Raw genomic sequence first — 12,510 nt, forward strand, 5'->3', positions numbered from 1 at the left:
CACGATGGGCAAGGAACCCGTCGCGGGCAACCTGCCTCTGAGTGTTGATGCTCGTTGTGAAACGCGGCGTATCGACGCACTCGCCATATTAGGGAGGCGCCGGGGAGCGGCCTGTGCGGCACGCGGGCAGACGACGACATTTCTTGCAACTGGCGGTCATTGTACCCGATAAAACAGCGCAGTGGACAAGCGTCCATCCATGCAGCAGGCAGCGAGTGACGTCAGTCTGACAGTTCTTCCGACAAAATCGCTGACACACCAACAAAAGCGGGGTACTCGGCGGTGATGACGTAGGTCGGCACAGCCGTCAGGTAGTGGACGAAGCGGCCTTTTTGCTCGAAGCGGCGGCGGAATGACGAGCGGTCAAAGCGTGTACCAAGACGCGGGACGATGCCGCCACCGATATAGATGCCGCCCTGCGCGCCAAGCGTGACGGCCAGATTACCGGCCACGGTACCGAGCATGCCGCAGAACGCTTCGAGAACGGCGTCGCACAGAAGGCACTCGCCGGACAGTGCGCGACGCGAAATCTCGGCCGCGCTGAGGCGCTCGTCGGGACTGCCGGCGCGATCGGCCAGAGCGCGGTAGATCAGCTCGACGCCGGCGCCGGACAGGAAACGCTCGAACGAGACGTGGTCGTACTCGCGCCAGGCAAATTGCAGGATCGCGATTTCGTCATCGTTGACCGGCGCGAAGCTGACGTGCCCGCCTTCGCTGCGCAATGCCGTCCAGGAGCTGGCGCACGGAATCAGGCCCGAGACGCCCAGGCCGGTGCCGGCGCCAATCAGGCCCAGTGCGGTGTCCGGCTGCGGCACGCCGCCACCGACCTGACGCTTGTGCTCGCCCAGATGTGGCAGCGAACGGGCCAGCGCCGAAAAGTCATTGACCACCATCAGGATCTCGAAGCCGCATTCGATCCGCAATGCCTCGGTCGAAAATTCCCAGTGGTGGTTGGTCATGCGCACATAGTCGCCCGTGACCGGATTGGCGATCGCCAGCGCCGCATGCCGGATGGGGCTGGACGTCAGCGCCTGGACGGTCGGGCTGGCCAGATAGGTACGCATGGCGTCGCCCAGCGTCGCATAGGCCGCGCATGGCAAGACCTCGATGCCGTCGAGCTGGCCGGGACCGCGCTCCAGCGCAAAACGACAATTGGTGCCGCCGATATCGGCCAGCAGACGGGGGCCGCCAGCATGCAGGCGGGGAATCTCGGTCATGGACATGGAAGCGGTCATTGCGGGCACAGTGGAGGCGAAGCCGCAAGCTTACTAAATATTTTGCATGCAAGACAAGAACTATCTGTAGTTTAGCTACAGACAATGGGATTTTTCGGGGAGCACCCACGTAAAAAGTAGGCTATTTGGCCGTAATAACACTACGCTGGACGCCGCAGTGCGCGCCTGCCCAATCAGCAGGGCGCCGGATCGAGCGATGATGCAGCATCACCGCGACCATTCCAGGCATCGAGCCCACCCTTGAGGGCCCGCACCCGGCGAAAGCCGTTGGCCGCGAACTGGTGGGCGACCTGGGCGGCCGTCACATCGTCGGGACAACTGCAGTAGACCACAATTTGGCGCCCGCGGTCGAGCGAAGCCATCAGTTGCCCGGGCTCGCAGGCGCGGAAAATGAGCGCGCCGGGAATGGGCGCTTCGAGGTCCTGCGCGGTCAGGCTGCGCGCATCGATGAGCACCGGTTGTTCGCCGCTGTCGATCAGCGCCAGCAATTCGGCCATCTCGATGCGCTCGGCGCCGTTGCGTGAACGGTGCCGGCGCCGCTCGGCATACTTGAAGGCGATGAACAGGGCCAGGACGCTGGCGACGACGACCAGCGCCGTGCTGCCCATCGTCGACAGGATATCGAGCACGTCGTCGACGCTGTCGTGGAACCAGGCGCCGAGCAGGATGCCGGTGCCGCTCCACAGCGCCGCGCCCGTGATGGCATACAGCACGAACGGCTTGGCGGCCACGCCCATCGCGCCCGACAATGGCGCCGCGATGATATTGAAACCCGGGATGAACTTGGACACCAGCAGCGACTTGACGCCAAACTTGCTGAAGCGGTCTTCGGTCTGGTTGACGCACGAATCGGGTGAGAGCGAAATCTTGCACAGTAGCCGCAGGATGCGCTTGCCATAGAAGCGCCCGGCGCGGAACCAGAACACATCGCAAATGAAGCAGGCGCCGATGGCGGCGAGCCATACGAACTGCCAGCTGACGTCGGCATCGACCGACAGCGCACCGGCCACGATCAGGATCGGGTAGGCGGGAATAGGCAGGCCAAACTGCTCGACGAGAACGATACCGAACACGATCAGCACGCCATAGACTTGAATGAGTTCGACTAACTGGGGCATCGTCACAGTGTACGTGAATTGCACGCGCGGCACAGGAATGTGTCCTGTTTCGGCAGCCTGTTTAGCATATTCGCAACGGTCTTTCGCAGCATCGACAACTACCCGTAATTACACCCCGCGCGGGATCGCCGCCAGCAGCGACTTCGTGTACGGGTGCTGCGGATTGCGGTACAGCACGTCGGCATCGGCCACCTCCACCACGCCGCCGTTCTGCATCACCATCACCTGGTCGGCGATGTATTTCACGACCGATAAATCATGCGAAATGAAGATATAGCTCAGGCCAAATTCGTCCTGCAGATCCTGCAGCAGGTTGAGCACTTGGGCCTGGACCGACACATCCAGCGCCGAAACGGATTCGTCGCAGACGAGGATGTCGGGCTGCATCGTCAGGCAGCGCGCAATGGCAATACGCTGACGCTGCCCGCCCGAAAATTCATGCGGATAGCGCCCGTACGCCGCGTCCGGCAAGCCGACGCGCCCCAGCAAGGTGCGCGCCAGCGCGGCGCGCTCGGCCTCGTGTGCACCGATGCCATGGATGCGCATTGGTTCCAGCAGGATCTGGCCGACCGTAAAGCGCGGATTGAGCGAGGCATACGGGTTCTGGAAAATGATCTGGATGCGCCGCTTGTAGGGCTGGAATTCACGGTCGGACATGGTCACCAGATCGCGTCCTTCGAACAGCGCCGAGCCGCCCGTCGCGCGGTGCAGCCGCAACAGCGTCAGGCCCACTGTCGTCTTGCCCGAGCCCGACTCACCGACCACGCCCAGCGTCTTGCCGCGCGCCAGCGTAAATGACACATCCTTGACCGCCTTGAATTCGCGCTTGCCGAACAGGCCCTCGCGCGTCCAGAAACTCTTGGCCAGGTTCTTGACCACCAGCAGCGGCGCATCGTCGGGGTGCGTACCGCGTACGCGCTGCGGTAATTGCGCGCCTGACAGCACGCGCCCCGCCAGATAATCGTCGATCACCGGCAGGCGCAGCGGGCGGGCGTCGAGCGACGGCCGGCAATGCAGCAGTGCCCGGGTATAGGCATCCTGCGGCGCGCCGAATACTTGCGCGGCAGTGCCCTCCTCGCGCACCTCGCCGTGGCGCATCACGATCACGCGATCGGCGATCTCGCCCACCAGACCCAGGTCGTGCGTGATGAACAGCACAGCCATGCGCCGCTCGCGCTGCAGGCGCGCGATCAGGTCCATGATCTGCTTCTGGATCGTCACGTCCAGCGCCGTGGTCGGCTCGTCGGCGATCAACAGTTTGGGTTCGCAGGCAATGGCCATCGCGATCATCACGCGCTGCTGCTGGCCGCCCGACAGGTGGCCCGGATAGGCGTCGATCCTGTGCTGGGGATCGGGAATACCCACTTCGGCCAGCAGGTCGAGCGTGCGGGCGCGCGCCCGACGCTTGTCCATGCCCATGTGCTGGCGCAGCACTTCGCCGATCTGGAACCCGACCGAAAACACCGGGTTGAGCGACGACATCGGCTCCTGGAAAATCATCGCGATGTCCTTGCCGCACAAGGCGCGCCGCGCGGCCAGCGGCAGGCCGAGCAGCTCGCGGCCCGCGAACGCGATCCGCGAGCCCGGATCGACGATCGTGGTCTCGGGCGGCAGCAGCCCCATCACGGCCAGCGAACTGACCGATTTGCCGCTGCCCGATTCGCCCACCAGCGCCACCGTGCCGTTATCTGGCACGTCGAACGAGACGCCCTTCAGGGCCTCGCTGGTGCGCTGCCTGTCGACCCGGAAAGCGATGCGCAGGTCGCGCACCCGGAGCAAAGGGTTCGTATCCTGGGTCATTTGATCTTGGGGTCGAGCGCGTCGCGCAAGGCGTCGGCGAACAGCGAAAAACTGGTGACGAGCACGGCCATGGCGCCGGCGGCGGCCGCCAGTTGCCACCACTTGCCGAGGATGAGTTCATTCTGCGCCTCGTTGAGCATGCTGCCCCACGAGACGGTGCCCACCGGCACGCCAAAGCCCAGGAACGACAGGATCACTTCGGCCTTGATGAAGCCCACCACCAGGATCGACATCTGCACCAGCGCCACGTGCGACACATTCGGCAGAATATGCACGAACATGCGCTGCCAGTTCGACGCGCCGATGGCATTGGCCGCCATCACGTATTCGCGCGCGCTGTGCTTGATGTACTCGGCGCGCATCAGGCGAAACGGCCCGGTCCAGCCGGTCAGGCCCAGGATCAGCACGATGGTCGTCACGCCCTTTTGCTGCAGCACGGCGGCCACGGTCAGGATCATCAGGATCGACGGAATCGATGTGAAGATGCTGTAGAACCAATTAAACAGGTCGTCGATCCAGCCCCCGAAAAACCCGGCGACCGCGCCAAACAGCGTGCCCAGCGTGACCGCCAGCAGCGCAGCGACCAGGCCGACGACGATCGACGTTTCGCCGCCCTTGATCGTTTTCTTGACGATGTCGTGGCCCCATTTATCGGCACCAAAAGGCAGCGTCGTGCGCTTGGCGACCGGCGGATGCGTCACTGCCATTTGTGCCTGCAGCACCGCCAGTTCGGCCGCGAGCGGGTCAAACGCATTCGGCGGCGTGGCGCGCGGCAGTTGCGCTTGGGCCAGTGCACGCGCCGTCGCATCGGCGCCGACAAAGCCAGGGGGCGCATAATTGACGGCCACTTCGTCTTCCCAATCGGCCGCCACCAGGCCCGTGCCCGAGAGCAGCACGAGCAGCAAAAAGCCGGCCACGACGGCAAGGGCCGCCATCGCCACGCGGTCCGCCCGCAGGCGGCGCCAGGCCAGCGTCCACAAGCCGGCCGAATCGGCGGACGTCGGGATCGTCATCATCGGAATTGCACGCGCGGATCGACGGCGCGGTACAGCAGGTCGGCCAGCAGGTTGAACACCATCGTCGCGGCCGCCACGTAGACCGTGATCGCCTTGATCACCGGAAAGTCGCTGCGTTCGACGGCAAGAATGACTTCGCGCCCGATACCGGGGATGCCGAAGAAACGCTCGAGCAGGAACGCCCCGATCAACAGCGCCGGCAGGTTCGCCATCACGTGCGTGATGATGGGAATGGCCGCATTGCGCAGCACATGCACCCAGACGATGCGGCGCTCGCTCAAGCCCTTGGCGCGCGCGGTGCGCACATAGTCCTGCCCCACTTCATCGAGCACGAAGCTGCGGTACAGGCGTAGCGTCGGCGCAATCGAGACGGCCAGGCCGATGATGATCGGCAGCAGCGCGTAGTGCAGCAGATTCTCGCCCAGGCTGCTGCCCCAGCCCTGCACCGGAAACAGGCCCAGCTGGTAGGCAAACACGTACTGGAACACCGAGATATAGACCAGGATCGAGATCGACATGCCCACCGTGCAGGCAAGCATCACCGCGCGGTCGGTGAGCGAGCCGCGCACGAAGGCGATGCCCAGCGCCAGCGCGATACCGAAGAACACTTCCAGCACCGTCAGCGGGATCAGGACGGTCAGCGACGGCCCCAGGCGGCTGGTGATGATCTGCGCCACCGGTTCGCCCGTGCTCCAGGCATTGCCGAAGTCGAAGGTGAGGATCTGCTGCACGAAGATCCACAACTGTACCGGATATGGCTGGTCAGTGCCCAGCTGGCGCCGGATGTTCTCGATGGCGTTGGCATCGGCCATCTTGCCGGCCAACAGATAGGCCGGATCGCCGCCGACCCAGTTGAACAGCACGAACACCAGCAGCACGACGCCCGCCATGGTCGGCAACATTTGCCACAGGCGCCGGACGATATAAGCAACCATGAAACTCCTGAACCGGAACCAGGCAAACGTGCCATGTCCCGCGAAATCCGCGACGCCGATGCAGACGTTGCTAACCCGACACGATAGCGCATATCGGAGCGGGCCGACAGATGCAGGATGTCATGGGGTGATAGACATGGGTTATCTTACGTACGTACATTTGTGACATAAAAAAGGTAGCGATAACATGTCATGGATGATTCGCATGCATACATTTAAAAAGCGATATCTGCCAATTTCCTTACCAATCACCGCATTAAATACCGCGCAAACTATATTTGCCTAAGGATATTCCACATATTATTTTTCATTTCGGAATCATGACTAGCACCAAAATGCATACTTGTACAGACTCGTGGGCGCACAGTTGTATTTTTGATTCGTAAAGACTTTATACGTTGACACTGCGTTACTGGAAATGTTTTTATTGCCAGGTAGTAAAAATTCGACGCCGCTATTCGCGGTGGCAATCCAATGACATCACTGCAGGCGACATCCGCCCTGCAGGTCTTACCTGGGAAAATCGACATGATGGTTGAAACAGTGTTATCTCGATCGGTTCGGCTGATCTGTGCAGGCGGCATGATCGTCGCGTTCTCGGCGGCCCACGCCCAGGACACGGCGCCCGCTACAGGCGAACCTCAGCGCGTGGAAGTGACCGGTTCACGCATCGCCACGGCCAACCTGGAAAGCATCAGCCCGGTTACCGTCGTCAACGCCAAGGACATCAAGCTCGAAGGTGTGCGTTCGGTCGAGAGCCTGCTGAACAACCTGCCCCAGGTCTTCGCTGACCAGGGCGGCTCGGTCTCGAACGGCTCAACCGGCACCGCCACCGTCAACCTGCGCAATTTCGGCGCCGACCGCACCCTGGTGCTGGTCAATGGTCGCCGCCTGCCGGCAGGCAGCCCGCGCAATCCGGCCGCCGACTTGAACCAGATCCCGGTGGGCCTGGTCAAGCGCGTCGAAGTGCTGACCGGCGGCGCCGGTGCCATCTACGGCTCCGACGCCGTGGCCGGCGTGGTCAACTTCATCATGGACGACAACTTCCAGGGCGTCCAGATCGACAGCAACTACCAGTTTTACAACCACCAGCAAAATGGCGGGCCTGCGGCCGATGCCGCTACGCGCCGCAACTTCCAGCTGCCGGGCGACAAGAGCGCCGACGCCAAGGTCAAGGACATCAGCCTGACGATGGGCGGCAACTTCGCCGACGGCCGCGGCAATGCCGTGGTGTTCCTGGGCTACAAGAAAGAAGACGCGCTGCTGCAATCGGAGCGTGATTTCACGGCGTGCTCGCTGGGCGGCTCCACCACGGGCGACACGTTCAACTGCGGCGGCTCAGGCACCAGCTTCCCGGGCCGTTTCCTGGTCGGCACGCGCAGCTTCACCGTGGCCGATGCGAACGGCGGCGTGCGTCCATATGTTGGCGCGAGGGATGCCTACAACTTCGGCCCGCTGAATTATTTCCGCCGTCCGTCGGAGCGCTACACGTTCAGCTCGTTCACGCACTACGACATCAACGACAAGACCCGCGTCTACGGCGAGGCCAGCTTCCACGATGACAGCACCGTCGCCCAGATCGCGCCGTCCGGCCTGTTCGGCCTCGACGCTTCGGGTGCCAATGCGATCACGTTCGAGAACCCGCTGCTGTCGAATGCCTGGCGCCAGACGCTGGGCCTGAACGCGCCGGGCGACACGGCCGATCTGGTGATCTTCCGCCGCAACGTCGAAGGCGGTGGCCGCCGCGACGACCTGAACCACACGTCCTATCGCGGCGTGGTCGGCGTCAAGGGCGATGTCGGCAACTGGAAATACGACGTCTTCGCGCAGGTTGGCAAGGTCCGCTACGCCGAAACCTACTTCAATGACTTCTCGGTTGCCCGCAGCGCGCGCGCACTGGACGTCGTCCGTGGCGCCAACGGTGCACCGGTCTGCCGCAGCACCCTGAACGGCATCGATCCGAACTGCGTGCCCTACAATATCTGGAGCCTCGGCGGCATCACCCAGGAAGCACTGACCTACCTGCAAACCCCGGGCTTCCAGCGCGGCAGCACGTCGCAAACCGTGCAGGGCGTCAATCTGTCGACCGACCTGGGCGAATACGGTCTGAAGCTCCCGACCAGCACCGAGGGCATCGGCCTGGCGCTCGGCTGGGAACACCGCACCGAAAAACTGTCGCTGGACAACGATGCCGCCTTCGAATCGGGCGACCTGGCTGGCCAGGGCGGCCCGACCAAGAACGTGAGCGGCCAGTTCAGCGTGCGTGACTACTATGCCGAAACCCGCATCCCGATCCTGCAGAAGCAACCGTTCGCCGACCAGCTCAACGCCACGGCCAGCTATCGCAAGTCGGACTACTCGACCGGCCAGAAGACCAGCTCATATGGTGCGGGCATCGAATGGGCGCCGATCAAGGAAGCGAAGTTCCGCTTCAGCTATCAGCGCGCCGCACGCGCCGCCAACGTGGTCGAACTGTACACGCCGGCCGGCCTGGGCCTGTACGACATGTCGTCCGACCCATGCGCCGGCGAGACCCCAACCGCTACCCTGGCCCAGTGCGCACGCACTGGCGTGACTGCTGCCCAGTACGGCAACATCGTCGATTCGCCGGCCCAGCAGTACAACCAGATCACCGGCGGCAATACGAAACTGGCACCGGAAGAGTCCGACTCGTACACGCTGGGCCTGGTGCTGACACCGACGCGCAACACGTCGATCACCATCGACGCCTTCGACATGAAGGTCAAGGGCATCATCGGCGGCTTGCCGGCAACGACCAGCCTCGACTCGTGTCTGGCAACGGGCGACCCGACATTCTGCTCGCTGATCACGCGTGACCGTCTGGGCACCCTGTGGGCACTGGAAACCGCGCAGATCGTCGCCACCAACCAGAACCTGGGCATGGCATCGACCAAGGGTATTGACCTGGGTGCGAACTGGAACGCCAAGATGGGCGCCTGGGGCAGCCTGAACCTGTCGCTGATGGGTACCTACCTGAAGGAGTTCCAGCAACAGGACTTGCCAGGCGGCGATACGCGTGAATGCGCCGGCCTGCATGGTCCTACCTGCGGCGTGCCGCTGCCAAAATGGCGTCACAAGCTGCGCGCTGTCTGGGGCACCCCTTGGAATGGCGTGGAACTGGGCGCAACCTGGCGCTATGTGCGCGGTGTTGACCTGGACACCGAATCGGAACCAGCGGATGCAAGCCTCGGCGCACGCAACTACCTGGATCTGGTCAGCAGCTGGCAGATCAACCGCAACTTCACCCTGCGCGCAGGCGTGAACAATGCGCTGGACAAGGACCCACCGTTGTCGGGCGTGGTCGCTGCCGTCTTCGGCAACGGCAACACCTACCCGCAGGTGTATGACGCGATGGGCCGTCATATCTTCCTGAACCTGACCGCCAAGTTCTGATCGCAGTAAGTTAGAACGAAAGGGGCGCACCTCGGTGCGCCCCTTTGTCGTTATGGCTGCGGCGCAGCGTGCGCCGCATGCTTTACTCTTGCCGCAAGCGGCGCTGGCGCACCGCCGCCGCCAGCCCATCGAGCACCTGCAGGCTGCTGTCCCAGTCAATGCAGCCATCGGTCACCGACTGGCCATACGTCAATTCCTTGCCCGGCACCAGATCCTGGCGCCCGCCCACCAGGTTCGATTCGATCATCACGCCCACGATGCGATCGTCGCCGGCTGCGATCTGCGCGGCGATGTCGGCGCACACCGGCACCTGGTTCTCGGGTTTTTTCGAACTATTGGCATGCGACGCGTCGATCATCAGGCGGCTGGCCAGGCCCAGCGCGGCGATCTGGCGGCAGGCATCGTCGACGCTGGCGGCGTCGTAGTTCGGCGTCTTGCCGCCACGCAGGATGATGTGGCAATCCTCGTTGCCCGAGGTCGACACGATGGCCGAGTGGCCGCCCTTGGTCACCGACAGGAAGTGGTGCGGCTGCGAGGCGGCCTTGATCGCCTCGGTCGCGATCTTGATATTGCCGTCGGTGCCGTTCTTGAAACCGACCGGACACGACAGGCCGGACGCCAGCTCGCGGTGCACCTGCGACTCGGTCGTGCGCGCGCCAATCGCGCCCCAGCTGATCAGGTCGGCGATGTACTGCGGACTGATCACGTCGAGGAATTCGGTGCCGGCCGGCAGGCCCATCGCGTTGATGTCGCGCAGCAGCTCGCGCGCCATGCGCAGGCCGTCATTGATGCGGAAGCTGTTGTCCATGTACGGGTCGTTGATCAGGCCTTTCCAGCCGACCGTCGTGCGGGGCTTTTCAAAGTAGACCCGCATCACGATCTCGAGTTCACCGGCCAAGCGCTGGCGCTGTTCTGCCAGCCGGCGGGCGTACTCGAGCGCGGCCTTCGGGTCGTGGATCGAGCAGGGCCCGATCACCACCATCAGGCGGTCGTCCTGGCCATGCAGGATGCGGTGCAGATCGACGCGTGCGCCGGCCGCAGTCTGCTCGGCCGCCGGGGTGACGGGGTACTCGCGGATCAGGTGCGAGGGCGGCGTCAGTTCCTTCATTTCACGGATGCGTAGGTCGTCGGTGCGGGGCATGCTGGACTCTCTTTCGTGCTCGGTTGAGTTCGGTTTTAGTTCGTCTGAAAATAAAAAAACCGCCATTGCTGGCGGTTTGTCTGGATGCTGCCGGGACTTTTACTGCGCGTACCCGCTGCTGTTCCACCGCCTGAGGCTGGAATGGCTAAAGTAAAAAAAGCAGGTAAAGAAAGCGTGGCGCATGAGGTCGTCCGTGTTTGGTCAATTGACTATAGCAACAACCCGCAAAACTTGGCAAGCCCTTTATCCGTCGATGACGGCTTGTACAGACAGCTTGTTACCGGATACCACAGCCGCGCAGCATCCACGCAGCTTCAAGCCGTGCCGCCGACCGTGACGCCATCGATGCGCAATGTCGGCTGGCCCACGCCCACCGGCACGCTCTGGCCTTCCTTGCCGCACACGCCCACGCCCGAATCCAGGCGCATGTCGTTGCCGATCATCGAGATGCGGTTCATGACTTCAGGACCATTGCCGATCAGCGTCGCGCCCTTGACCGGGTAGGTAACCTTGCCGTCTTCGATCATGTAGGCCTCGCTGGCCGAAAACACGAACTTGCCGTTCGTGATATCGACCTGGCCGCCGCCGAAGTTCACCGCATACAGGCCGTTCTTGACCGAGGCCAGGATTTCTTGCGGGTCCTTGTCGCCGGCGAGCATATAGGTGTTGGTCATGCGCGGCATCGGCAGGTGCGCGAACGATTCGCGGCGCGCATTGCCGGTGACCGGCATCTTCATCAGGCGCGCGTTCATGGTGTCCTGGATATAGCCTTTCAGGATGCCGTCCTCGATCAGTGTCGTGCACTGGGTCGGATTGCCTTCGTCGTCGACATTGAGCGAGCCGCGCCGGTCCTGCAGCGTGCCATCGTCGACGATGGTGACGCCCTTGGCCGCCACGCGCTGGCCGATCATGCCGGCATACGACGACGAGCCCTTGCGGTTGAAGTCACCCTCCAGACCGTGGCCGACCGCTTCGTGCAGCAGTACGCCAGGCCAGCCCGGGCCCAGCACGATCGTCATCGGGCCGGCCGGCGCCGGCCGCGCTTCCAGGTTCACGCAGGCCGCCTTGACGGCATCGGTCGCATAGCGCTCGAGCACCTCGTCGGTGAAATAGCCATAGTCGAAGCGCCCGCCGCCGCCGGACGAGCCGACTTCGCGCCGCCCGTTCTGCTCGGCGATGACGGTGACCGACACGCGCACCAGCGGCCGGATATCGGCCGCCAGCACGCCATCGCTGCGCAGCACCAGCACGACATCGTATTCGCCGGCCAGGCCCGCCATCACCTGGACCACGCGCGGATCTTTCGCACGTGCCATTTTTTCGACGCGCTCGAGCAACGTCACCTTGGCCGTCGCATCGAGCGAGACCAATGGATCGTTGGGCAGGTACAGCGAACGCCCGCCGCTGTGCTGGGTGCTGCGCGCGATCTTGATGCGCCCGGCGCCCTGGCGCCCGATGGTGCGCGTGGCAGCAGCGGCGTCCAGCAGCGCCCCTTCGGAAATCTCGTCCGAATACGCGAATGCCGTCTTTTCACCCGAGACGGCGCGCACGCCGACGCCCTGGTCGATCGAGAAACTGCCGCTCTTGACGATGCCTTCTTCGAGACTCCAGCCTTCACTCTTGGTGAACTGGAAGTACAGGTCGGCATAGTCGACCTTGTGCGTGAACATCGTTCCCAGCGCGCGCAGCAGCTTGTCTTCGTCCAGGCCGAATGGCGTCAGGAGAACGTCACGCGCAACGGCGATGGCGGAAAGATTCGGTTCGAATGGCGTCATGGTGGTTCGCTTCAGGCGTCGGTTGGAACGGGCATTGTGCCATATACGGTTGGTTCGCATCGTCGCGCCAGGCGGG

At 63.4% G+C, this 12,510-nt stretch carries 8 protein-coding genes; 1 reads left to right on the forward strand and 7 read right to left on the reverse strand.

Annotated elements, in window-relative coordinates; all coding sequences use genetic code 11:
• Positions 1–221: 221 nt before the first annotated feature.
• From RCH14_RS02650 to RCH14_RS02670, 5 genes are all read right to left on the reverse strand, one after another.
• Positions 222–1,223 (reverse strand): glucokinase, encoded by a 1,002-nt coding sequence (locus RCH14_RS02650; protein WP_343024603.1) that lies wholly within the window; start codon positions 1,221–1,223, stop codon positions 222–224.
• Between the two features lie 185 nt (positions 1,224–1,408).
• Positions 1,409–2,353, reverse strand: coding sequence for a VTT domain-containing protein (locus RCH14_RS02655; protein ID WP_343024604.1), 945 nt, complete (start codon positions 2,351–2,353; stop codon positions 1,409–1,411).
• A gap of 108 nt (positions 2,354–2,461) precedes the next feature.
• Positions 2,462–4,153, reverse strand: coding sequence for an ABC transporter ATP-binding protein (locus RCH14_RS02660; protein ID WP_343024605.1), 1,692 nt, complete (start codon positions 4,151–4,153; stop codon positions 2,462–2,464).
• Entirely contained in the window at positions 4,150–5,166 is a 1,017-nt protein-coding gene (locus tag RCH14_RS02665) for an ABC transporter permease (protein WP_343025035.1), read from the reverse strand. The genes RCH14_RS02660 and RCH14_RS02665 overlap by 4 nt, the downstream gene beginning before the upstream one ends.
• The gene (locus RCH14_RS02670; RefSeq protein ID WP_343024606.1) at positions 5,166–6,104 is read right to left on the reverse strand and encodes an ABC transporter permease; all 939 of its coding nucleotides are present in this window, start codon (positions 6,102–6,104) and stop codon (positions 5,166–5,168) included. Before RCH14_RS02670 ends, RCH14_RS02665 begins: the two co-directional genes overlap by 1 nt.
• A gap of 582 nt (positions 6,105–6,686) precedes the next feature.
• Here RCH14_RS02670 and RCH14_RS02675 point away from each other — a divergent pair.
• The gene (locus RCH14_RS02675; RefSeq protein WP_343024607.1) at positions 6,687–9,518 is read left to right on the forward strand and encodes a TonB-dependent receptor domain-containing protein; all 2,832 of its coding nucleotides are present in this window, start codon (positions 6,687–6,689) and stop codon (positions 9,516–9,518) included.
• Between the two features lie 82 nt (positions 9,519–9,600).
• Here RCH14_RS02675 and aroG read toward each other — a convergent pair whose 3' ends face one another.
• Both aroG and tldD read right to left on the reverse strand, forming a co-directional pair.
• Positions 9,601–10,659, reverse strand: coding sequence for a 3-deoxy-7-phosphoheptulonate synthase AroG (aroG, locus tag RCH14_RS02680; RefSeq protein ID WP_343024608.1), 1,059 nt, complete (start codon positions 10,657–10,659; stop codon positions 9,601–9,603).
• Positions 10,660–10,973: 314 nt separating this feature from the next.
• Positions 10,974–12,434, reverse strand: a complete 1,461-nt coding sequence (gene tldD / locus RCH14_RS02685; protein ID WP_343024609.1) for a metalloprotease TldD — start codon at positions 12,432–12,434, stop codon at positions 10,974–10,976.
• Positions 12,435–12,510: the final 76 nt, after the last annotated feature.

The sequence above is a fragment of the Massilia sp. MP_M2 genome (assembly GCF_039123635.1).
Lineage (GTDB): Bacteria > Pseudomonadota > Gammaproteobacteria > Burkholderiales > Burkholderiaceae_D > Telluria.